We start from the raw sequence: 21,043 nt of genomic DNA on the forward strand, positions 1-21,043 counted from the left end.
GTGAAGCTTTCCGAATGGGCGGCGCGCAACGGTGTGCACTACCAGACCGCGTGGACGTGGGCGAAAGAGGGCCGCATGCCGGTCCCGGTGCGCCAGACGCCGTCTGGTACGTGGTTGGTCGACGAGCCCGCCCCGGAGACGTCCGGCCGTGTCGTGGCGTACTGCCGGGTTTCGTCGGCGGACCAGAAGCCGGATCTTGACCGGCAGGTGGCCCGCGTGGTCCAGGGGGCTACCGGGCTCGGCCTGCCGGTTGCGGAGGTCGTGACCGAGGTCGGCTCGGGGCTGAACGGGCGTCGGCGCAAGTTGCACCGCCTGCTGTCCGACCCGCGGGCCGCGGTGATCGTGGTCGAGCACCGGGACCGGCTAGCCCGGTTCGGCGTCGAGCATCTCGAAGCCGTCCTGTCCGCCTCCGGGCGGCGCCTGGTTGTCCTCGACCCCACCGAGACCGCCGATGACCTGGTGCGCGACATCACCGAGGTGCTGACCTCGATGTGTGCCCGCCTGTACGGGCGGCGGGCGGCGAAGAACCGGGCCGCCCGCGCGGTGGCCGTGGCGACCGGCGAGGCTGCCGAGTGAAGAAATTCCAGCCACAGCCCGGGTTCCAGGTTCAGGCGTTCCGGTTCGCCCTGGACCCGAACACGACTCAGGAGCACGCGCTGCGCTCGCACTGCGGCGCGGCGCGTGCCGCATACAACTGGGCTGTCGGTTGGGTGACCGCGTCGTGGTGGCAGCGCCGCGCGGAGGAGTCCTACGGCATCGCCGAGGCCGGGCTGACGCAGTGGCGGCCGTGGTCGCTGCCCGCACTGAGGAAGGCGTTCAACGAGACCAAGCACGCCGACCCCAGGTTCGCCGCCTGGTGGGAGGAGAACTCCAAAGAGGCGTACAACACCGGCCTCGCCAACGCTGCGGCGGCGTTCGACAACTACACCAAGTCCAAGCAGGGCAAGCGGCACGGCAAGCGGATGGGTACGCCCCGCTTCAAGTCGAAGCGGAAGGCCCGTCTTTCCTGCCGGTTCACGACCGGCGCGATCCGCGTGGACACGGGCGGCCGGCACGTGACGCTGCCGAGGCTGGGCACGATCCGTACCCACGAGCCCACGGTGAAGCTCCTCGCGCGCGTTGAGGCCGGGACGGCCCGGATCCTGTCCGCGACCGTGCGGCACGAGCGCGGACGCTGGTACGTCGCCTTCCAGGCCGAGGTCAAGCGCGACCTCGAACGTGTGGCGCGGCCGGACGTGGCGGTCGGCATCGACCTCGGCGTGAAGACCCTCGCGGTCATGGCCGACTCGACGGGTGAGATCCGCACCGTCGCGAACCCCGGACACTACGACCGGGCACGCAAGCAGCTGCGCCGCGCCTCTCGCATCGTCTCCCGCCGCCAGGGCCCCGACCGGCGCACCGGACAGAAGCCGTCGAAGCGGTGGGAGAAGGCCAACGCCGCCCGCAACCGCGTGCACCACCGGGTGGCGAACCTCCGCGCGGACGCCCTGCACAAGCTCACCACGAGCGTTGCGGCCGAGTACGGCACGGTCGTGATCGAGGACCTGAACGTCGCCGGGATGCTCCGCAACCGGCGCCTCGCGCGCAGGATCGCCGACGCCGGATTCGCAGAGATCCGACGCCAGCTCACCTACAAGACCCGCCAGCGCCACACCACCCACCTCGTGGCCGCGGACCGCTGGTACCCCTCCTCGAAGACCTGTTCCGGGTGCGGCGCGGTGAAAGCCAAGCTGCCGCTGCACGTCCGGACCTACGAATGCGACACCTGCGGCCTGGTCATCGACCGGGACGACAACGCCGCACTCAACCTCGCCGCTCTCGCGGCAGCCTGCCTGACTGGTACCGGAGTGGCTGGAGACCAGGACACCACCGAGGTGGTGTCGAAGCCTCGTGGAGCCGACCAGAAGACCCGCGCCACCCGCACCCGCCGCAAGGCGAGCGCGGGGCGGGCAGGTGGCGCAACCCTGCCGCACCAGCGGCAGGAGGAAGCGAGAGACCGTACTCACGCCGAAGCCCTCACGCTTTGGTGACGAGACGGACCTTCCGGGCCGAAATGCCCGGAATGCTGAGAGCCGCTGAGGCTCTTAGCAACGGTGAGGCCACGTACGTTCTGCTCGATGACTGGCTGCCCGCCGTCGGGGGCCGCCAACCGGAAGGAGACGCCGCCTTGGTCGAGCTTGCCCGACGCCTTGCCGGTGAGGCCGACGCGGCGAGCGGAAAGCAGTACGTCGATGCCGCCGCCGGAGCCGAGGTCCAGGACGCGTTCGCCTTCGTGGAGGTCGGCACCGCGGTCGGGTTGCCGCAGCCGAGGGAGGCGGCGAGGGCCTCAGCGGGCAGGGTGTCGCGCTCGTCGGCGGCATAGAGAGTGGAGCCGAAGTTGTCGTCGATCTCGATGGCCTCGGGTCCGCAACAGGCGGTGCCGCCCGCGGCAGTCGACCATTTACATAAACTATGAATATAAAAATGCTATGCTTCGAGCGTGAGTCGTCAAGACACCGCTCCTGGCGCGTCCGCCGCCATAGGGGCAGCCCTCTACGGCCTGGCCACCAGGGCCGCGAGACGCCTGCCCCGGGACATGAGCCTGACGTCCGCCGCCACCCTGGCCACCCTGGACCGGACCGGCCCGCGGCGCATCACCGATCTGGCCGCGGTCGAGGGCGTCACCCAGCCAGCGATGACCACCCTGGTCCGGGTGATGGAGGAGTCCGGCCTGGTCGAGCGGCGGGGCGACGCGTCCGACAAGCGGGTCACGCTGGTGTGCCTGACCGAGGCCGGCGCCTCCTATGTCCGGACGCGGCGCCAGGCGGGCGTCCACGCGTTCGAGCGGTTGATCGGCGAGCTCACCGGCGACGAGGTCGAGGCGCTGGTGGCGGCCCTTCCGGCGCTGAAGCATCTGGCAGAGCTCGAAAGCCAGGACCGCGAAGGGCCGAAGCAGTGACCGGGCAGCCGGTCGGCGGGGTCGCGGGGAAGGCGTTCTTGGTGGCGCGTTCCGAGGCGCGGCTGCTGGTCCCCGCCCTGATGTTCATCGCTCTGGTTGTGGCGGCGGTCGCCAGCCTCGGGACGCCGCTCATCACCAGCGTGGCGACCTCGTTCCACGTCTCGCTCGGCAGCGCGCAGTGGACGCTGACCGTCGCGCTGCTCAGCGGCGCCGTCGCCACGCCGGTCCTGGGCCGGCTCGGAGCCGGCTCGCACCGGCGGGCCACGATCCTCGCCACGCTGGCGGTCGTCGTCGCCGGCAGCGCGCTCACCGTGCTGCCGCTGCCGTTCGCGTGGCTGCTGGCCGGCAGGGCGGCCCAGGGCGTCGGGCTCGGGCTGACGGCGCTGATGATGGGCGTGGCCCGGGACCACCTCCCCGAGGAGCGCAGCGCGGCCGTGATCGCCCTGATCTCGGTGGTCTCGATCATCGGGGCCGGCGTCGGCTACCCGCTGGCCGCACTGCTCGCCGAGCTCGGCGGGGTGCGGGCTGCCTACGGCCTTGGCCTGGTCGTCACCGCCGCTGCCCTCCTGACCGCGTGGCGCTCCATGCCCGAAGCCCCCGAAGGCCGCTCTGCCCACGTGGACGTGGCAGGCGCGGTCGTCCTGGCCGCTGCGCTGCTCCTGGTGCTGTTCCTCGCCGGCGAACGGAATCTGTGGAGCCGGCACCTCGCCGTGGCGGCGGGCCTCGCCGTCGTCGCGGTGGTGCTGCTCTGCGTCTGGGCCGTCATCGAGCTGCGCAGCACGACGCCCCTGGTCGATGTGCGGGCGGTGCGGCACCCGGCGGTCGCCGGGGCGAACCTCGCCATGTTCGTCGGCGGGATCGGCATGTACCTCCTGCTCACGCTCATCACCCGGTACGCGCAGACGCCGCACGGCGCCGGCTACGGCTTCGGGCTGACGACCTTCGTCGCCGGGCTGGTCCTCATCCCGTTCTCGGTGCTGGGGTTCGTCGCCGGCAAGCTCACGCCGCGGGTCCGGACGCGGATCGCCGACCCCCTGCTCCTGGCCGGCAGCGCCGTCGTGGTCGGCGGCGGGTTCGCCCTGTTCGCGGCGGCCCGGTCGGACCTGGCCGAACTGTTCGCGGCGATGGGCGTGCTCGGCTTCGGCGTCGGCGGCTTCTCGGCCGCGATGCCCGGCGTCATCCTGGCCGTCATCCCCAAGAGCGAGACGTCGAGCGCCATGAGCTTCAACTACGTCGTCCGCAGCGTCGGGTACTCCCTGGGCAGCGCCATCGGCGGCCTGATCCTCGCCGCGGGCACCGGCCCCGGTCACCTCTTCCCCGACGACAGCGCCTACACCACCGCGGCGCTGGTCGGCATCGGCGCCATGGCGATCACGACGCTGACAAGCCTCGCTCTCGCCCGCCGACGCTCGTCCGAGACCAACCCGTAAGTCAGATGCATTCATCCCAACACTGGAGGTTCCATGCCCAAGGGCTACTGGGTCAGCGCCTACCGCACCATTTCAGACCCTGAGAAGCTGGCTGCTTACAACAAGCTGGCCGGTCCGGCCGTCGAGGCCGGGGGCGGTCGGGTCCTCGCCCGTGGCAGTCGGGTCGTGGCGCATGACGCCGGAATCGCCGAGCGCACCGTCCTGATCGAGTTCGACAGCTTCGAGCAGGCCGTCGCGGCGCACGAGAGTGCGGCCTACCAGGAGGCGCTGGTCGCCCTCTCCGACGGCGTCGAGCGCGACTTCCGCATCGTCGAAGGCATCGACTGACCGAGGTCCAGTCGGATGGCGGCCAAGAAGAAGACGGCCCGGAAGACGGCGGGGAGGGTGCCTGCCAAGAAGACCGCGAAGAAGTCCGCGGCGGCGAAGAAGCCGGCCCGGCGGCAGCAGGGCGCCTAGGCGACATGCCCTCGGTCATGTCCCGCTGGTCGCACGAGGCCGACAAAGCCGGCCGCTCTCGTTCGTCCATTGGTCGGGGCGGAAGGCTTCGACCTGGGGGTTACCGGGACTGGCAGTCAGCCGCGGTCACGGAGGCTGGCTTCTTCGAGGTCGAGTTCGTGCTGGATCCGGCGCCGGGTGACGTTGCTGATCTTGTTCGCTTCGTAGAGGCGCTGGAGCTCGGCCGCCTCGATGGAGATGAGTGTCCGGCGTATCTCGCGGTAGGCGTCGGCAGGACGGGCGTCCGGGTCGCTGTAGTGGGCGTCTTCAGCCTGGTGGATGCGCGCTTCCAGATGACGACGGGCCTGTTTCAAGGCGGCCTCGGCGGCGGCACCCAGATCAGCGAGCTGATCCAGATCGCCAAGCTGTTTGAGCTCTTCGAGAGCGGCGTTTGCAATGTGCCGGCGGGTCCGGGCCTCCTCGCGGGCGGTGCGCTCCGGTTCCAGAGCGATGCCGGAGCGGCGGACGACGGGGACCAGGGTGAAACCCTGGAAGATCAGAGTGAGCGCGATGGTCCCGGTGGTGAGCGTGAGAATGAGCGCCCGGTGCGGCAGCGGCGCCCCTGTGTGGGTGACCAGGGGGATGGAGAGCGCGGCTGCCAGCGGCATGACGCCTCGGGTGCCCGCCCAGGACAGGACAGCCGGGACGCGCCAGGAGAGGCGGTTGTCGACCTCCCTGTGCCGGTGGTGGATCAGGGCGGACAGCGGGAAGATCCACAGCAGGCGAATCGCCAGCAGAGTGAAGGCGATCACCGGCACCCACAGCGGCCAGCCGTGCTCGTCGCGCGCGAGATGACGGACGGCCGAGGGGAGCTCGAGGCCGATCAGGGCGAAGACGACGCTCTCCAGCAGGAAGGTCACGGTGTCGTAGACGGCGTGGACCTGGAGGCGGACGGGGGCGTTGCTGAGCTTGTGGCCGGTGCTGCCGAGGACGACCCCGGACACGATGACGGCGGTCACGCCGGAGGTGTGCGATTGCTCCGCGATGACGTAAGAGGCGTACGGCGTGACCAATGCGATGACGGTCTCCAGCATGGGGTCCTCGGTCCGTCTGCGGATCAGGGCCACCACTGCGGCGACCGCCGCGCCGATGAGGCCTCCTCCGCCTGCAAGGATCAGGAACTGCTCAACGGTCCCGGGCACACTGATGGCGCTGCCGGACACCGCGGTGGCCACGGCGACCTTGTACAGGACCAGTGAGGTGGCATCGTTGAACAGGCTTTCCGCCTGCACCATGGCCTGCACGCGCGGTGGGAGAGACAGGCGCCGGCCAAGCGCGGTCACGGCCACGGGGTCGGTGCTGGCCAGGACAGAGCCGAGGATGAACGCGGTTGCGGCCGTGAGCGGGGTGATCGCGTGGGCCACGTACCCGACGGCGATGGCCGAGGCGAGGACCAGGCCGAAGACCAGGCCGGTCACAGGCCGCCACACGGTGCGCAGGTCGCGGACGGAGATTTCCCCGGCCGCGGCGTAGAGCAGCGGTGGCAGCACCAGCACGTTGATCACGTGAGGCGGCAGGCGCACCTCTGGAACCCAGGGCATCAGCCCCACGACCAGACCGGCAACTACGAGGAGCGAGGGGGCGGGCAAGCTCCAGCGTCGGGCACCGGTCGCCACGGCGGTGGCCAGAACCACGAGCAGCAGGATGACGGTCAGGCCGGTCATGGAGTGTCCCGGGTGGGTTACGGCTTGTTACCCCCCTCTGACCAGGTGCTTTATCAACGTAACCGACCTCGGGCGGTGATGCAGCTGACAGGCAGCCGCGACCATCCAGGGCGCGGCAGTCGTTGCGGCGGTGCACCTGCCCATGGGGCAGGCCCTGCCGGCGGTGAGCGCTCCGGGCTCGCACATGCGATCGATGATCGCCTCGCGGTCGGGGTGACTGGCGAACTGGTGGAGAGGCGGTATTCCGGAAGCGTGCTATCCGGTGCCCGTCAACTTGTCAGCCGGTCAACTTTTCAGCGAACCCAGGAATTCCAGCAGCGTCGCATTGACCTGGTCGGAGTGCCCCTCGGCGATGCAGTGGCCGCAGCCGGGCAGGATGTGTGCCGGTCCGATGCCCGGGTGAAGCGTGGGCAGGGCGGGGATCAGTTGGTCCATCCCCGGGAACCCGTAGACCAGGTCACGGTGACGTAGCGGCCGGGCATCCGGTACTGCGCGCCCTCCCACGGGGCGGTCAGCTGCCAGTTGCGGTACCAGTTGAGAGCGCTGGTGAACCCAGCTTCGGTGAACTCGGTCGCGAGCGTGTCGATGTCGGCTTCGGCGAGCCAGGAGGGAAGTTCCTCAGGGTCCTCAAAGAGGTCCAGGAATCCGTTGCCCGGTGGGACGAACGGCTCGACCGGCGGGTCGCTGTGCGGATTGTCGCCGGAGAGCCCGTACATCACGCGGCGGAAGGTGCGGTGCGGGTCCTTCGCGAGCTCGGCGTCCGCGACGCCGGGTGCCTTAAAGTAACTCCAGAGAACTGACCGCCGAAGCGCTCGCGCATCGCCTGCAGCGGAGGAACCGGCCCACGCTGCGGCGGCGGGACACCGAAGCCCACAACCCCCGGACGACGTCAGGCCGCATCAGCGCGGTGGACCAGGCGACCCGGCATTGCGGGTGCTGGTAAGGCATCCGTGTTGGTCGAGGCCTTGATCGCTGGATGTGTGGCTGCCTGCGACTCTCGCCCGGGGTTTTCATCTGCACGGGCCCACGGGCGGCATCACGGTCTGTCGTGCTGCTGTGCCTGGCCTTCATCGCCGCGGCCAGTGCTCTGGCGCTCCTGCGCCTGCTGCCGATGAGCGGTCGCGATAAAGGCATTGAGATCCTTGCGCTGCGGCACCTGCTGCTCGTTCTGCAGTGCCAGGCCGGCCGGCCTGTGTTCGCCGGCACCGACCGTGCGGTCCTTGCCGGCCTGTTCCACCGCTTCCCGGCAGCGAGACTGCGGCGCCTCCTGCTGGTACGCCCCGGACACCATCCTGCGGGGTGGCACCGCGACCTGCTCAACCGTCGCCACGCTGCGACCTGTGTGCCGAAACGACGCGGACGCCCGCCCACCGTCCGCTCGGTCCGCGTCCTGGTCCTATGCCTTGGGCGAGAGAATTACTCCTGGGGCTACCGCAGGATCCACGGCGAGCTTGCAGCGTTCGGCATCAAGACCGCCGCCTCCACCGTCGGGGGAGATCCTCCGCGAGCACGGCATCCCGCCCGCGCCCGAACGGCAGAGCGCCACCTGGGCCGACTTCTTTCGCGGCCAGGCCGAGGCCCTGCTCGCCTGCGGCCTCTTCGAAGTCCGCACTGACCGGGGCACGCTTACGTCTGCGCCGTCATCGGGCACGCCACCCGCAGGGTGCGGATCCTGGCGCCGGCGCGCACCCGACCGAGGACTGGATCGCGCAGCTCGGGCGGATTCTCCTCATGGACCTCCAGGACGCCGGCAGCGGGGCCGGGTTCCTGATCCGCGACCGTGACTCCAAGTTCACCGCCGCCTTCGACGCCCTGATGTCCGACGCCGCACTGAAGGTCGTCACCACCGGCATCCGGATACCGCGGATGAACTCCCTCATCGAGCGCTGGATACAAACCTGCCGGCGCGAGCTCCTGGACAGAACCCTGATCTGGAACCAGAGCCACCTCCTCCACGCGCTCCGCGAGTTCGAGGACCTCTGCAACGGGCATCGCCCACACCGAACGCTCAAACAGGCCGCTCCGTTCAACCCGCTACCCGAACCGTTTCATGTGCCGGCACAGGTCCGGCACCTGGATATCCACCGACGAGACCGACTCAGCGGAACCCTGCACGAGTACCAACATGCGGCCTGACCAAGTCGGATGACTATTCGGCACCTGCACAGTTCTGTAGATCTGCCAGCAGGCTCTCGATGTCAGCGCGTTCGGGTAAGGATTCTTCGATGGTGTGAGGGAGCGCGGCCTCCCAGAGTGACCGGGCGGCCACGAAGTCGCCTGCGGCAGCGTGCGCGCGTCCCAGGACCACGCGCAGACGCGTGACCGTTAGACCGTGGCCCGCGGCCACGCGGCGGGCCAGCCCGGTAGCACCGAATTCGATTGCGTGGTGGATTCGGTTTGCGGCGAGGTACGTCTCGACGATCGCCGTTTCTGCGAGATCCTCCGGTGCGAAGCCGGGTGTACCCAGGTCCAGCAGATCCTGCAGCGGCTCGATCCAGTTCAGTGCCTCGGCCACACGCCCGGCACGAACGCAGAGGAGAGCCAGGGCGGAGAGAGCGTCGTAGAGGTTGTTCTGGCTGCCGACCACCTCGGCGGCGGCCCTGCCTTCGGACAGCAGTTCTTCCGCCGGGACCAATTGGCCCATGGCCAGATGCGTCATGCCTGCTACGCGATTGGCGACCGCGGCTGTCTGCGGGTTGCCGTTCCCGGCGGCGAGGGCCAGGGCTTCCTGGGCGTGCCGCTGGGAGGCCGGGCCCTCCACCTTGATTGTGGACACCTCGACACTGGATCTTGAGTCCAGGGAGAGGAGTCCCGGGTGGGGACCTACAAGTACTCGGCGGAGTTTCGGGCCGACGCGGTGGCGTTGGCTCGTTCGTCGGGCCGGCCTGTCTCGCGCGTGGTCGCCGAGCTGGGTGTGAATCACGAGACGCTGCGGCAGTGGATCAAGGTGGCGGACGAGGCCGCGTGGCCCGAGGCAGTTGCGGAGTCGGCGAAGGACGCGGAGATCGCGGCCTTGCGCAAGCAGGTGTCTACTGCTGAATTCCGCTTTCGGTGGGTATAGCTGCTGGTAGCGGGGCAGTTGCGGGTGCTCGGGGGCGGGTGCTGAGTAGTGGTGCTGAGGGCACGGCCGGGCCGTGACGAGGACGAGCAAGCGGTGGTCCACCGCCTGGCGTCGGCCAGAAGGGCGCCGAAGGTCGTGGTGGAGCGCTGCCGCATGGTGGAGCTGAGCTGGGGCGGCTGGCTGGTCCCGCAGATAGCCGACGAGCTGCGGTGCAGTCAGAAGACGGTGCGCCGCTGGCTGCACCGCTTCAACCGCTGCGGGCTGGAGGGACTGGAGGATCTGGGCGGGCAGGGCCGCAAGCGAAGGATCACCGAGGCCGAGCGCTCGAGGATCGTCGGCCTGGTCAAGCTGACGCCGCCGGGTCGGCTGGAGGTGCAGCCGTCGAACGAGATGTGGGCCGCGGACGAGTCAGGGCCCTCGGAGTGGACTTTGGACGCGCTGGCCGCCGCGGCCCGGGACCTGGGCATCGAGGTCAGCCGCTCCCAGGTGCGCCGAATCCTGCTGGCCGAGGGGGTGCGCTGGCGGCGCACGCGCTCGTGGACCCGCTCGAAGGATCCGGACTTCGAGGGAAAAGGACGCGGATCGTCGAGCTCTACACCAGCCCGCCCGACGGCGCGACGGTGGTCTGCGCCGACGAACTCGGCCCGGTGATCCCACGCACCTTCCCGCCGGCACCGGGCTGGTCGCCGGACGGACACCGCATCAAAAACGAGATCGACTACTCCCGCGGACCGGAGAAAACCTGGGTTTACGGCGGCTTACGCGTCCGCGACGGTCAATCGATCACGATGACCGCCACGTCCCGCAACAGCGCCTTCTACCAGCAGTTCCTCCAATTGATCGAGGAAGCCAACCCCGCCGGGGACATCTACGTGATCACGGACAACCTGTCCTCGCACAACAGCGTGTCCACCCGCACCTGGCTCGAGGACCACCCACGCATCAAGCACGTCTTCATCCCAGTCGGCGCCTGCTGGCTCAACCTCCAAGAAGGCTGGTGGCGAATCTTCCGCAAGACCGCCCTGGCCGGACGCTCCTTCGGCGACCGCGACCACATCACCCACGCGACCAGCGTCGCCACCGACCAGCTCAACGCCCGCGCCCGACCCTGGATCTGGGGCAGACCCGCACCACCCACCAGGCGCTTACGCCGCCGCTATGTGTACTTCCTTTGAGGAATTCAGCACTAGCCAGGGACAACTTGTCCGGGGTTAGAACTGCCCTTCATCCGGTCTCCGGTTCGCGTCAAGATTGTCCTGTCGAACAGAGGAGGTCGGACGATGGACCGGGCGTTGCTGGCGGATTTTCTCCGAGCGCGTCGTGAGGCGTTGCAGCCGGAGGATGTCGGGCTTCCCCGCGGGCAGCGGCGCCGCACCGGCGGGCTGCGGCGCGAGGAGGTGGCGGTGCTGGCCGGGATGTCGGCCGACTACTACAGCCGAATCGAGCAGCAGCGGGGTCCGGCGCCGTCGGAGCGGATGCTTGTCGCGCTCGCCCGGGCGCTGCGCCTCAACCAGAGCGAGCAAGACCACCTCTTCATCCTGGGCGGGAACCCGGCGCCGCGGCGGATCCCGCGGGACGATTACATCGGTCCCACGATGACGCGGATCGTCGCCGGCCTCTCGGACGTGCCCGCCATCGTGCTGTCACGGCTCGGCGAGGCGTTGCTGCAGACGCCCCCGGCGGTCGCCCTGCTCGGTGACTACACCCAGTACTCGGGCATGTCCCGTTACCTGGTCTACCGTTGGTTCACCGGTGATCCGCGGGTTCGTGGCCTGTACCCCGTCGAGGACCATCCGATACGGGGCAGGGTCTTTGCCGCGGAGATCCGGGAGGCGTACACGGCGGATCCCACCGGGAGGGCCGGCGAGATCGTCGCGGCGCTGCTGGAGGCCAGTTCCGAGTTCGCGAACATCTGGCGGTTGCACGAGGTGGGAGTGACCCATCATCACGACCTCAAGCGCTACCTGCACCCCGAGTTGGGGGAACTGGAGCTGTACGCCGAGATGCTGTTGGATCCGGAGCAGTGTCAGACGCTGCTGGTGTTCACCGCCGTGCCCGGTTCCCCGAGCCACGGCAAGCTTCAGCTCCTGACCGCCGTCTAGCGGCTGCCGTCCCTCACACACCTGAAGGCACTGTCTCGAAGCCGAGGCGTGCCCGGGACTCACGATGCCTCAGATTCGAAGCATCTTCTCTGTCATGAAAGGTGGCATTTGTTATGAAAGCAGTGCGTTTCTATAAGTACGGCACTCCGGACGTCTTGCGTTACGAGGACGTGGAACAGCCGGTCCCCGCAGCCGGGGAGGTGCGGATCCGGGTGGCGGCGACGTCGTTCAACCCGGTCGACGGCAACATCCGCGCGGGCTTCATGCAGGGCCCCATCCCGGTGACCCTGCCGCACACCCCCGGCATCGACGTCGCGGGCACGGTCGACGCGCTGGGCGAGGGCGCGGACAGGGTCAGGGCGGGTGACCAGGTCGTCGGCTTCCTGCCGATGACCGGTGCCGGCGCGGCGGCGGAGTACGTGCTCGCACCGGTCGGCCTGCTGACGGCAGCGCCCGCGAGCATCCCGCTGGCCGATGCGGGCGGGCTGCCGCTGGTCGGGCTCACCGCCTGGCAGGCCCTCTTCGACCACGCCAAGCTCACTGCAGGCCAGCGGGTCCTGATCAACGGTGCGGGCGGCGCGGTCGGCGGCTACGCCGTCCAGCTGGCCAAGCACGCCGGCGCACACGTGATCGCCACGGCCGGGCCGCGCAGCAGCGAACGCGTCAGGACGGCGGGTGCCGACGAGGTGTTCGGCCACGGGGTCCCCGAGCTGTCCGCGCTGGTCGACGTCGTGCTCAACCTCGCACCGGTCGATCCGATGCAATTGGCCGCGCTGACCTCCGTGGTCCGCGACGGCGGCATCGTGGTGAACACCACGGTGTGGATGCCCGCGCCTTCCGACGAGGAGCGCGGCGTGCGCGGCGTCAACCTCTTCGTCAACAGCGACGCCGCGCAGCTTGCGAGGCTGGTGACGCTGGTCGACTCCGGAGCGCTGCACGTCGACATCGCTCGACGGATGCCGCTGGCCGAGCTGTCGGCGCTGCACGCGGAAGCCGCGGAAGGCGCGCTCTCCGGCAAGGTCCTCGTCCTTCCCACCGCCGCTTCTCTCACGTAGGCGGCCTTCTTCGGCACGGCGATCGCGTCGCGTCTCCCTGCAAGCGGTCGAGTCATCGCAGGTAGCTGCGCTCTGCGGGACCTGGCGGAGCGCAGCCCCAGCAATTCATGCCAGTCACAGCCGAACCCTGCTGGGGCCACACCGCTCCTACGCATCACCAGCTCAGACCCATGAGCCAAAAAGATAGGACAGCCATGTCACTCGGTTTCGACCCCGAGTTCGCCCAGGTTTTCGCCCCCATGGCCGAGGCCATGGCCCACGCCACACCCCCGGCGGTCGGCGACGTGCCCGCCCGCCGCGCCGTGTGGGAGCCGATCATCGGTGCCGCCTCGGCGGCCCAGCCGATCCCGACCGACGTCACGACCGCCGAGCACCACGCAACCGCCGACGACGGCACACAGATCACCATGCGCTGGTACGCCAAGACCGGCGCCGCAGCAGGGCCGGCGGTGCTGTTCTTCCACGGCGGCGGCTACATCTTCGGCCACATCGACCTGTTCGACGGACCGGTCTCGCGCTACGTCTCCGCCAGCGGCGTGCCGATGCTGTCGGTCGAATACCGCCGGGCCCCCGAGCATCCGTTCCCGACGCCGCTCGAGGACGCCTACGCCGCCCTGTGCTGGCTGCACGAACACGCCGGCGAACTAGGCGTCGACCGGGGCCGGATCGCAGTGATGGGCGACAGCGCCGGAGGCGGACTGGCCGCGGCTCTGTCGATCCTCACCCGGGAGCGTGGCGGTCCGGCAATCGCCCGGCAGATCCTGCTCATGCCGATGCTCGACGACCGCACCACCACGCCCGACCCGCACATCGAGCCATACCTCCTGTGGTCCTACGACGACAGCCGCACCGCGTGGCCGGCGTTGCTCGGCGACGCGGCGGGCAGGCCGGACGTGCCCGCCACGGCGGCTCCCGCCCGTCTCGAGGACGCGACCGGGCTGCCCCCGGCCTACATCGAGGTCGGCCAGCTCGACGCCTTCCGCGACGAGGACCTCGCCTACGCGACCAAGCTCAGCCGGGCCGGCGTCCCTGTGGAGTTCCACCTGCACCCCGGCGTCCCGCACGAGTACGACTCCATCGCCTTCACCACCGACGTCGCTCGCCGCGCCATCGCCGACCGCGTCCGCGTCCTCGCCTCCCTCTAGCCCCTTCCCTCGACCCGCTCGGCCTCGCCTACCTGCACCTCATCCATGGCTCCGACGAGGGATTCCTCCACGGCACTGATCGGCGACCGCGGCGGCACCCGCTTCGCCGACCTCGACTCCCGTCTGGCCGACGCCGTCTCGGCCGGCGCCACTGCACTGGCCACCCCCGACCTGCCCCACCGCGCCCGCACGGGCCCCGCTCAACGAGCCCGACCCGTCCACCTTCAACGGCGGCTACACCGACTACCGCATCCTCCCCACCACGGAGAGCTGAACCATGACCACACTCCTCATCGGCCCAGGCGACAAGACCGTCACCATCACCGTCCAGCAGCGGACCCGCACGGCACCCCGGGACGCCTTCCACATCCTGGCGCCCATTGACCTCCCCACCGTCTTCCGCCCGGTGGCCCCGTTCCCCGGCATCAGCAGCGTGAAGAACCAGACCGAGGCCTGGGACCACGCGGGCCCACGAAGAAGCCCGCAGTTCGACGACGGTTCCCAGGCTGACGAAGAACTCACCGAGTACGTACCGGGCTCCAGCTTCGCCTACCAGCTGACCGGCTTCACCAACGTCCTCTCCCGCCTCGCGGTCGGCATCCGGGGCGAGTTCAACGTCAACCCCGACGGCGACGGCACACTCATCCGCTGGACCTACGAGTTCAAGCCGCTGCCTGGCCGCCGCTGGATCCTCGCTGGCCCCTTCACCCCGCTCTGGCGCCGCTACATGGTGGCCGCCCTCGACCGGTGCGTTCACGCCATCGAAGCACAGCACAACAGCGCGCAGGCGCTGCTCCGGGCCGGGTGACGGCCCGAAGCAGCGGCACCCGGTCGGTCCGATCAAGCTGAACCCGTGGGAACCCGTCCTCGAGGCCGGCCTCCCACGGACTCCAGCCCCGACGGACGATCAGCTCGGACCGGCCCCGAGATCCACTGCACGGCACCCGCGGCAGGGCCGGAAAGAGCGCCACAGCACCGACGGGCGGCCTGGCCCGGCGGATGCACGAGGCGAACACACCCAGCCCCTTGTCCCGCTCCGCAGGAGTCCGATTCCGCCCCGGCCCGAAGGCTGGAGTTTCCTTGGAGGTCCCCGATGACCATGGCCTATCTGGCGCAGCCCGAACAGCAGCAGAAGCTGGAATGGCTCGACGGGGGAACGTTCTCCGTACTCCTCGACAAGGAAGCCACCGAGGGCAAGCTGACCGTGGGCCGCTTTGACGTCGCCAAGGGCGAAGCCCCGCCGTTCCACCTGCACACCCGCGAGGACGAGGTGTTCATGCTGATCAAGGGCACGGCCTTGGTGTGGTCCGGGGAGGAGGAACACGAACTGAGCGAAGGCGGGATCGTCTACCTGCCCCGCAACGTCCCGCACGGCTACCGCATCATCTCCGACCGCGCCGACCTTCTGATGATCGCCACGCCTGGCGGCATCGAGGGCATGTTCCGCCACGCCGGACGCGACCTCACCACCCCGCGCCCCGACGGCTTCGAGATCCCCAAGTCCCTCCTGGCGGAAGCATCCGAGCTCTACGGCGGCGTCATCCTCGGCCCGCCGCGCTGAACCGCTCACGGACCCGTGCACCCGTGCCGGCAGCTGACCCTGGCCGCCGTACGGGCCTGGATCGCCGAGCACGGCGAAGGACCCAGCGTGCGGCAGGTCAGCAGCGTGACCGGCCTGTCCCTGGGCGGCATCGCGCACGCGCTCCCCACCGCCTAGAGCAGGACGGCGCTCTGATACGTACCAGCAGCCATTGCACCACAGAGCCCCTGAACGGACGCCTGGGCTCGCCCCGGACCCGGCGGTCCGTACGCCCTCCGCCGTTGCGGCACCCCACCACGTCACCCACAGCCCGCAGCAAGGGCCTTATCGACCAGCAGTTGAACGGGTGGGTGAGGCGTTGACGCTCATTGTGTGGTCACCCTGGGCTTTGGATCGCCATGCCCGCTCCTCTGACCGCCGCACAGGCCCCGGCTGCCTACCCGTCAACCCTCGCAGTGACAGGTGCTGGTCTCCGTCCACGTTCGAGGTCGATTACCTCACCGTCGAACACGCGGAAATCTATGTTGGCCGGAGTAGACATTGGGAGATCGCGTGGTTATGGTTTCTCTCGTAGCCGAGATCGAGCAGGGCCCGGCAGACACGAACTGCCGGGCAGCAGTACGCAGTTGCAGTGCGCAGGACGGTGCGGTGGTGGAGTTCCGGAGCCAGGGTTGTTGCAGGACGGCGACGGGGCTGACGACCGGACCGGGGAGCCCGCAGTGATCAGGGGCCGCCGTGAGCAGGACCGCAGTTAACGCAAGTGCAGTACCCGTAAGTGCAGTGCGCAGTACCAGCAGTGCGGTTGTCAGTGGTTCCTCGGTAAAGGCGTCGGCTGCGGGCGCGCGTGCCGGGAAGTTCGGCAGTGGGGTTCCAAGCCAGAGCAGACGCAGGACGGGCGACGGGGCTGGCTGCCGAAGAGTGGCGCTCACTCAGGTCACCAGCAGTTCGCATCACCAGTAGTACAGAGCAGTGTGCAGGACCAGCAGTACGCAGTCCCCCTTCGGTAAGTGTTGATCAAGAGGGAAGAACGGAGGAGCCCCGCGCCATCAGGATCGCCCGGGCAGAAATGCTGAGCCCGGGTACCGCAGGACATCGATAGTGAGGTGGTCTCCGGTCGAGCAACCGCGATCCCTGCACCCGCCCCTACCCCCCCCGTGGGCGGTTGCGGAAACAGAAGGCCGGCGCAGTATCAGGGCCGGCAGATGGTGTAGCAGTTCCTTCGGGGCCCTGGTGCCGTACGGCACCAGGGCCCCTCCAGGCGTTCCACAGAGAGGTGCGATGACAGCAGACGACTCGTTCAACCGGCTCGATGACGACGACTACCCCGCCTACACCATGGGCCGGGCCGCCGACATGCTCGGCACCACCCAGGGCTTCCTCCGCGCCCTCGGCGAAGCCCGCCTCATCACCCCGCTCCGCTCCGAGGGCGGCCACCGCCGCTACTCCCGCTACCAGCTGCGCATCGCCGCCCGCGCCCGCGAGCTCGTCGACCAGGGCACCCCGATCGAGGCCGCCTGCCGCATCGTCATCCTCGAAGACCAGCTCGAAGAAGCCCAGCGCATCAACGCCGAATACCGCCGCGCCGCCGAATCGGCGAACCCAACGGCCGCGGCCTGAAGAGGCTGGGCCCCGTCGGCCTTCCCGCATCTTCTTCGCTGATATCCATCACTTTCTGTGGATCATGCATGCGCAATGGGTAATCCACCTTCCTCCCCGTGGACGCTCTATGGGAGGTGGCTTCCTGCTGCTGTGGTCACCGTGGCAGGTCAGAGCGGTCGCCTTGTCGTTCCTCGGCCGGGACGGCAGGCGGCCGCCTGCCGCCCTACCGGCGCATGCCGAGAGCATCGAGTTCGGCCCGGCGTTCCGGGGTGAGCTTGTCGGCCCTGCGGCGGGTGTTGTCGAGGAACCCACCCAGTTTGACCGGGACTACGCCGACGTCTTCGACGTGCTTGCGCGGCACGTTCAAGTGCCCCTCGCGGGCGTGGAACTGACGGGCCGCGGCAAGGTGGGTGGCCCACCGGTCGGCCTGTGTCCGCCGTGCGGGCTGCTGCTCTGCCTCGCTGACCGAATCCAGTCCGAGGACGCTGTCCAGGAGCCACTGCTGCGCGGGCATCAGCGCCTCCCACCCGGCCCGTTGGGCGGTGGTCCAGGCGCCGAGGTCTTCGCCCTGCACGATGACCTCGCCCGCCCGCACGGGCAGCGCCCCGCCGGCCCGCACGTGCGCATGCGTGAGGTGGAAGCCCCGCTGCCAGTCGATACCCCACGCGGGACACCACGCCGGATCGATTGCGTCCAATGCCTCCATACGGCTCTCCGACAGTTCCCCGGCGCCGGGCACCCCTACCTCGCCAGCTGCGCGTCGTGTCGCGGTTGGGGCCTGTCTTTTTCGCGCGGTAGCGCTGCTTGTTCAGCCAGTGGCCGAGCGGGTAGCCGTCGTGGACGGTGTCGCGGGGTACGGCGAGGTGGCCGTGTTCGGCGGCGTAGGCGTGGGCGTGTTCGACGGCGCTGCGCCAGGGGTGCGCGCGGCGGGTGCGCGCGTGGGCGACCTCGGCGGTGATGCCGATCAGTGCCAACAGATGCTGCTGGTCGGGGTGGAGACGGTGGTAGGTCAGGCAGGCCCGGGTGGCCCAGGCGCCGAGGGTGGTGGCGGGGGAGGGGATGAGGGCGGCGGGGTCGAAGGCCTGCCTGCTTCGACGTGGGCGCAGGCGCCGTGGTCGTTGCGTTGCCATGCGGTGTCCCAGGGTGGGTTCCACCAGGGGTCGATCGCGGCGAGCTTGGCCAGGTGGGGTGAGGGGGGAAGTCCGTCGCGGGCGCGTTGCTTGGCGCGGTTTCGCCGGCTGAACAGCCGCGCACCCAGGGGGTAGCCGTCGTGGTGGATGTGGCGGGGGACGGCGAGGTGGCCGTGTTCGCTGTGCCAGGCCCGAGCGTGCGCCAAAGCGGTCTCGAAGCCCGGTCTCAGATCGGGGCGTGTCCCAGACGGCCGCGCGTGGCGCCGGGGGGCTGCGGCTTCTTGGTGGGCAGTGTGCCGTGCTGACCGTCGGAAACGCCAGGATCCGCAGCACGCTCGTGCTGACCGGTTGTGTGTTCCTGACCCACGGGAAGAGCGGCGGCCGCATTTCGGGGCGGGCGGGCGTAGGGCGCAGCCCTGCGGGCCACGGAGGCGGTGATGCCGATGTCGGCGAGTTCAACGGCGAGACCGATCACGTGCACCTGCTGGTGCACTACCCGCCGAAGGTCTGCCTGTCCCGGCTGGTCGGCTCCCTCAAGGGCGTCTCCGCCCGCAGGCTCCGTCAGGAGTTTCCCGGACACATCCGCAAGTACCTGTGGGGTGACTACTTCTGGTCGCCCTCGTACTTTGCCGCCTCGTGCGGGGGCGCCCCGCTGTCGATCATCAAGGAGTACATCGAGAACCAGAAGCGTCCCGGCTGAGGTCAACCGTGCGGACCCGTGGGAACTTGCGGGTCAGCGATCCAGCGCACCTTCGGTGCGCGCCGGGGGCGTGGTAAAACCCGTGGCGTGCGCCGGAGGTGCTTCTGTCTGCCCTGACGTGGGCTGATGCGGGGCCGGGATGCTGAAGGAGTTCGTTCCGGCCGAAACCGATGCCTCTGTGATGCCGGTGAGCTCGCAGGTCAGCATGGTGCTGAGGGCCGTCCACGGGAACCGTGGAGTGTTGCTGCAAAGCACGTGCGTCAGAATTCCTGATTCACCCTGGTCCTCCCGGAACGGCGTACCCGGTCTGTCCGGCGAGGGAGGGAGCAAGGCAGACCCCGCCCGCGAGTCACCAGGCATGGGGCGCGACCAGGATGGCCATCGGAGGACGTGGCCGCGTTCGGGCGTGAGACGGTCGCCGCGGTGCAGGGGGTGCGAAAAGGGTGCATTGTAGCATCGGTGGCGTGGGTTGGAGGGCGGCTTACCCGCACCGGTCGGGGTGCGGCAGACTGGTTCGGATCCGGTGGTGTCCAGCCGGACGTGTAGCAGCCGAAGCAAGGGAAGCCGCCAGATCCGTGAGTGACGAGCCCGATGCCTCGAAGCCCGTTGACGAGGGCGCGTTCGGCATCGACGCGTTCTCCCTCGACGACCGGCTGCGGCTGTTCCACTTCGCCGCCGCCGAGAAGCGCCACGAATACCTGTGGCTGCTGCGCGCCTTCGACCGCGGACGCGCCAACTACCAGGTGCTTCTGCACGCTTCGGACGCGGTGGGACTGCTTGAGCGGCTCGCGGTCGACCATCCCGCCGCGGGCGCCGCCGGCGACGATGTCCAGCCGCTGCTCGACGCGCTCGCGGACTGGCAGATCCTGGACCGGTCGTACGACGGGACGCGCGCCGCGAACCTGGCCGAGTACCGCAAACGGCACTACGTGTACCAGTTCACCCAGGCCGGATACCGGGCGTACCGGTCCGTGGAGGACGTACTCGGCGCGCGCCTGGAGGACGCCCAGCTCTCCCGCCTCGTCTTCCCCGACATCCTCGGCGACCTGCACGCGCTGGCCGAGGCCAACGCCGCGGGCGACGCCGAGGAGGTGTACCGCAAGCTCGGCCGTCTCGACTCCGTGCTGAACGAGATGGCGCAGCGCGCCGCCCGTTTCTACCTCATGCTGGGCGACCTGGCGCGCACCAATGACACCCGGCCCGAGGTGTTCCTCGCCCACAAGGACACGCTCCTTGCCCACATGCGGGAGTTCACCGCCGAGCTCGGGCGCTACGCCCCGCTGCTCGCCGAGGCGGTCGAGAAGGCCGCCGCAACCGGTGTCGACCGGATGGTCGAGTGCGCGGCCGAGGCCGACGAGCGTCTCTTCCGTAGCCCCGCCGAGCGCCTGGCGGACTGGCGGCATCGGTGGGACGGCATCGTCCACTGGTTTGCGGAGCGCGAGCACAGCGAGACCGAGCGGCTGCAGGACGCCACCGTCACCGCGATCCGTTCTGTCCTCGCCCTGCTGCGCCGTGTCACCGAGGCGCGCCGGGGCGGGGTGAGCCGGGAGAGCCAACTGCGCCACCTTGCTCAGTGGTTCACCTCCTGTGAGAGCGAGGAGGACGCGCACGCCCTGTTCCAGGCGGTCTTCGGGCTCGGCGCGCCCCGTCATATCGCCGTTCCGTACGCCGATCCGGAGCAGATCCCCTCCCGTGCGTCCTGGTGGGAGGCCGAACCGGTCGAACTCGCCCGCACCCTGGTCCAGTCCGGCCGCACCCCCGCCCTGCACGGCCCCGGCCGCATCGAACGCAACGACGACCGGCGGGCCGTGCTCCGCGCCGGGCAACTGAAGGAGCAGGCCGAGCGCCGCAGCGCTGCGAACGCCCTCGCATCGGACGGTGTGTACGGCCGGACGCTCGACGAGCCCGAGACGCGGGCCCTGCTCGCCCTGCTGGACGTGGCGCTGGCCGCCCGTGTGCCCGCCAGCCGCCTGGTCACCGCCGCCTCCGGCTCCGCCCACGGGGTACGGCTCACCCTCACCCCCGCCGAGGGCTCCACCACCGTCGACACCGTGCGCGGCCGTCTCCATCTCGACGGGCTGCGCCTGGAGGTCACCGCATGAAAGCCCTACCCGGTGTCCTGCGGCCTGCGGAGTTCACGAGGGGCAGTCCGATGGGCAGTCCGACCCACGAACCAGGCAGGAC

At 69.6% G+C, this 21,043-nt stretch carries 22 protein-coding genes and 4 pseudogenes; 18 read left to right on the plus strand and 8 right to left on the minus strand.

Features of this window, described 5'->3' with window-relative positions; all coding sequences use genetic code 11:
- Together FNV62_RS52915 and tnpB are read left to right on the plus strand one after the other, a co-directional pair.
- Positions 1-576 carry an IS607 family transposase gene (locus tag FNV62_RS52915; RefSeq protein WP_143604947.1) on the plus strand — a complete coding sequence of 192 codons (576 nt, stop codon included), beginning with the start codon at positions 1-3 and terminating at the stop codon, positions 574-576.
- On the plus strand, positions 573-2,030 hold the full coding sequence (gene tnpB / locus FNV62_RS52920) for an IS607 family element RNA-guided endonuclease TnpB (protein WP_143604948.1): 1,458 nt from the start codon (positions 573-575) through the stop codon (positions 2,028-2,030). Before FNV62_RS52915 ends, tnpB begins: the two co-directional genes overlap by 4 nt.
- A 149-nt stretch (positions 2,031-2,179) precedes the next feature.
- On the opposite strand, the pseudogene FNV62_RS56710 reads toward tnpB, so the two are convergent.
- A pseudogene (locus tag FNV62_RS56710) lies at positions 2,180-2,424 on the minus strand (arsenite S-adenosylmethyltransferase); the annotation flags it as partial.
- Positions 2,425-2,575: 151 nt separating this feature from the next.
- On the opposite strand from FNV62_RS56710, the gene FNV62_RS52930 reads away from it, so the two are divergent.
- From FNV62_RS52930 to FNV62_RS52940, 3 genes are read left to right on the plus strand one after another with little or no spacing between them, the layout of a single operon-like run.
- Positions 2,576-2,938: a MarR family winged helix-turn-helix transcriptional regulator gene (locus tag FNV62_RS52930; RefSeq protein ID WP_097281887.1), complete on the plus strand. Its 363-nt coding sequence runs from the start codon at positions 2,576-2,578 to the stop codon at positions 2,936-2,938.
- Positions 2,935-4,368, plus strand: coding sequence for an MFS transporter (locus tag FNV62_RS52935; RefSeq protein WP_144316292.1), 1,434 nt, complete (start codon positions 2,935-2,937; stop codon positions 4,366-4,368). The genes FNV62_RS52930 and FNV62_RS52935 overlap by 4 nt, the downstream gene beginning before the upstream one ends.
- A gap of 33 nt (positions 4,369-4,401) precedes the next feature.
- The gene (locus FNV62_RS52940; protein WP_143604950.1) at positions 4,402-4,695 is read left to right on the plus strand and encodes a DUF1330 domain-containing protein; all 294 of its coding nucleotides are present in this window, start codon (positions 4,402-4,404) and stop codon (positions 4,693-4,695) included.
- Between the two features lie 245 nt (positions 4,696-4,940).
- On the opposite strand, the gene FNV62_RS52945 is transcribed toward FNV62_RS52940, so the two are convergent.
- The 3 genes from FNV62_RS52945 to FNV62_RS52955 all read right to left on the minus strand — a co-directional run bounded on the left by FNV62_RS52945 (position 4,941) and on the right by FNV62_RS52955 (position 7,246).
- Entirely contained in the window at positions 4,941-6,527 is a 1,587-nt protein-coding gene (locus FNV62_RS52945) for a Na+/H+ antiporter (protein WP_060895859.1), read from the minus strand.
- A 285-nt stretch (positions 6,528-6,812) separates the two neighbouring features.
- The gene (locus tag FNV62_RS52950; protein ID WP_143672189.1) at positions 6,813-6,962 is read right to left on the minus strand and encodes an alpha/beta fold hydrolase; all 150 of its coding nucleotides are present in this window, start codon (positions 6,960-6,962) and stop codon (positions 6,813-6,815) included.
- Positions 6,950-7,246: a hypothetical protein gene (locus tag FNV62_RS52955; RefSeq protein ID WP_144316293.1), complete on the minus strand. Its 297-nt coding sequence runs from the start codon at positions 7,244-7,246 to the stop codon at positions 6,950-6,952. Before FNV62_RS52955 ends, FNV62_RS52950 begins: the two co-directional genes overlap by 13 nt.
- A gap of 329 nt (positions 7,247-7,575) precedes the next feature.
- Here FNV62_RS52955 and FNV62_RS52960 point away from each other — a divergent pair.
- Positions 7,576-8,663, plus strand: a pseudogene (locus FNV62_RS52960) (integrase core domain-containing protein).
- A gap of 13 nt (positions 8,664-8,676) precedes the next feature.
- Here FNV62_RS52960 and FNV62_RS52965 read toward each other — a convergent pair.
- Positions 8,677-9,303, minus strand: coding sequence for a tetratricopeptide repeat protein (locus FNV62_RS52965; RefSeq protein WP_144316294.1), 627 nt, complete (start codon positions 9,301-9,303; stop codon positions 8,677-8,679).
- 39 nt (positions 9,304-9,342) lie between these two features.
- Here FNV62_RS52965 and FNV62_RS52970 point away from each other — a divergent pair, with 39 nt between their 5' ends.
- The 10 genes from FNV62_RS52970 to FNV62_RS53015 all read left to right on the plus strand — a co-directional run bounded on the left by FNV62_RS52970 (position 9,343) and on the right by FNV62_RS53015 (position 17,047).
- Positions 9,343-9,588 carry a transposase gene (locus FNV62_RS52970; RefSeq protein ID WP_143604953.1) on the plus strand — a complete coding sequence of 82 codons (246 nt, stop codon included), beginning with the start codon at positions 9,343-9,345 and terminating at the stop codon, positions 9,586-9,588.
- 93 nt (positions 9,589-9,681) lie between these two features.
- Positions 9,682-10,239, plus strand: coding sequence for a helix-turn-helix domain-containing protein (locus FNV62_RS52975; protein WP_225900747.1), 558 nt, complete (start codon positions 9,682-9,684; stop codon positions 10,237-10,239).
- The gene (locus tag FNV62_RS52980; protein WP_143604955.1) at positions 10,209-10,763 is read left to right on the plus strand and encodes a transposase; all 555 of its coding nucleotides are present in this window, start codon (positions 10,209-10,211) and stop codon (positions 10,761-10,763) included. Before FNV62_RS52975 ends, FNV62_RS52980 begins: the two co-directional genes overlap by 31 nt.
- 105 nt (positions 10,764-10,868) lie before the next feature.
- On the plus strand, positions 10,869-11,690 hold the full coding sequence (locus tag FNV62_RS52985; protein WP_143604956.1) for a helix-turn-helix transcriptional regulator: 822 nt from the start codon (positions 10,869-10,871) through the stop codon (positions 11,688-11,690).
- 113 nt (positions 11,691-11,803) lie between these two features.
- The gene (locus tag FNV62_RS52990) at positions 11,804-12,745 is read left to right on the plus strand and encodes an NADP-dependent oxidoreductase (RefSeq protein ID WP_143604957.1); all 942 of its coding nucleotides are present in this window, start codon (positions 11,804-11,806) and stop codon (positions 12,743-12,745) included.
- 194 nt (positions 12,746-12,939) lie between these two features.
- A complete protein-coding gene (locus tag FNV62_RS52995; RefSeq protein WP_143651827.1) occupies positions 12,940-13,890 on the plus strand; it encodes an alpha/beta hydrolase in 951 nt (316 codons plus the stop codon).
- Positions 13,891-14,167: 277 nt separating this feature from the next.
- On the plus strand, positions 14,168-14,698 hold the full coding sequence (locus FNV62_RS53000; protein WP_143604958.1) for an SRPBCC family protein: 531 nt from the start codon (positions 14,168-14,170) through the stop codon (positions 14,696-14,698).
- Positions 14,699-14,983: 285 nt separating this feature from the next.
- Positions 14,984-15,451 carry a cupin domain-containing protein gene (locus FNV62_RS53005; protein ID WP_143604959.1) on the plus strand — a complete coding sequence of 156 codons (468 nt, stop codon included), beginning with the start codon at positions 14,984-14,986 and terminating at the stop codon, positions 15,449-15,451.
- Between the two features lie 15 nt (positions 15,452-15,466).
- The gene (locus FNV62_RS53010; protein WP_225900749.1) at positions 15,467-15,607 is read left to right on the plus strand and encodes a hypothetical protein; all 141 of its coding nucleotides are present in this window, start codon (positions 15,467-15,469) and stop codon (positions 15,605-15,607) included.
- A gap of 1,101 nt (positions 15,608-16,708) precedes the next feature.
- A complete protein-coding gene (locus FNV62_RS53015; RefSeq protein WP_143604960.1) occupies positions 16,709-17,047 on the plus strand; it encodes a MerR family transcriptional regulator in 339 nt (112 codons plus the stop codon).
- A gap of 205 nt (positions 17,048-17,252) precedes the next feature.
- Here the strand turns inward: FNV62_RS53015 and FNV62_RS56720 are convergent, their stop codons facing one another.
- The 3 genes and pseudogenes from FNV62_RS56720 to FNV62_RS58330 all read right to left on the minus strand — a co-directional run bounded on the left by FNV62_RS56720 (position 17,253) and on the right by FNV62_RS58330 (position 18,365).
- Positions 17,253-17,735 (minus strand): helicase associated domain-containing protein, encoded by a 483-nt coding sequence (locus FNV62_RS56720; protein ID WP_225900750.1) that lies wholly within the window; start codon positions 17,733-17,735, stop codon positions 17,253-17,255.
- 88 nt (positions 17,736-17,823) lie between these two features.
- Positions 17,824-18,003: pseudogene (locus FNV62_RS58325) on the minus strand (helicase associated domain-containing protein); the annotation flags it as partial.
- 35 nt (positions 18,004-18,038) lie between these two features.
- Positions 18,039-18,365, minus strand: coding sequence for a helicase associated domain-containing protein (locus FNV62_RS58330; protein WP_164331920.1), 327 nt, complete (start codon positions 18,363-18,365; stop codon positions 18,039-18,041).
- A 233-nt stretch (positions 18,366-18,598) separates the two neighbouring features.
- Between FNV62_RS58330 and tnpA the strand changes: the two are divergent.
- Positions 18,599-18,859, plus strand: a pseudogene (gene tnpA, locus FNV62_RS53030) (IS200/IS605 family transposase); the annotation flags it as partial.
- A gap of 575 nt (positions 18,860-19,434) precedes the next feature.
- Positions 19,435-20,961, plus strand: a complete 1,527-nt coding sequence (locus FNV62_RS53035) for a TIGR02677 family protein (RefSeq protein ID WP_143604961.1) — start codon at positions 19,435-19,437, stop codon at positions 20,959-20,961.
- Positions 20,962-21,043 lie beyond the last annotated feature (82 nt).

This window comes from Streptomyces sp. RLB3-17 (genome assembly GCF_007113425.2).
Taxonomy (GTDB): domain Bacteria; phylum Actinomycetota; class Actinomycetes; order Streptomycetales; family Streptomycetaceae; genus Streptomyces; species Streptomyces mirabilis_D.

What these genes read in the sequence shown, in the direction of transcription:
- FNV62_RS53015 (WP_143604960.1), top strand. Translation starts at nt 16,709, where the DNA reads ATGACAGCAGACGACTCGTTCAACCGGCTCGATGACGACGACTACCCC.
- FNV62_RS53000 (WP_143604958.1), top strand. Translation starts at nt 14,168, where the DNA reads ATGACCACACTCCTCATCGGCCCAGGCGACAAGACCGTCACCATCACC.
- FNV62_RS52995 (WP_143651827.1), top strand. Translation starts at nt 12,940, where the DNA reads ATGTCACTCGGTTTCGACCCCGAGTTCGCCCAGGTTTTCGCCCCCATG.
- FNV62_RS52945 (WP_060895859.1), bottom strand. Translation starts at nt 6,527, where the DNA reads ATGACCGGCCTGACCGTCATCCTGCTGCTCGTGGTTCTGGCCACCGCC.
- FNV62_RS56720 (WP_225900750.1), bottom strand. Translation starts at nt 17,735, where the DNA reads ATGGAGGCATTGGACGCAATCGATCCGGCGTGGTGTCCCGCGTGGGGT.
- FNV62_RS52940 (WP_143604950.1), top strand. Translation starts at nt 4,402, where the DNA reads ATGCCCAAGGGCTACTGGGTCAGCGCCTACCGCACCATTTCAGACCCT.
- FNV62_RS52930 (WP_097281887.1), top strand. Translation starts at nt 2,576, where the DNA reads ATGAGCCTGACGTCCGCCGCCACCCTGGCCACCCTGGACCGGACCGGC.
- FNV62_RS52990 (WP_143604957.1), top strand. Translation starts at nt 11,804, where the DNA reads ATGAAAGCAGTGCGTTTCTATAAGTACGGCACTCCGGACGTCTTGCGT.
- FNV62_RS52985 (WP_143604956.1), top strand. Translation starts at nt 10,869, where the DNA reads ATGGACCGGGCGTTGCTGGCGGATTTTCTCCGAGCGCGTCGTGAGGCG.
- FNV62_RS52950 (WP_143672189.1), bottom strand. Translation starts at nt 6,962, where the DNA reads ATGGACCAACTGATCCCCGCCCTGCCCACGCTTCACCCGGGCATCGGA.
- FNV62_RS53005 (WP_143604959.1), top strand. Translation starts at nt 14,984, where the DNA reads ATGACCATGGCCTATCTGGCGCAGCCCGAACAGCAGCAGAAGCTGGAA.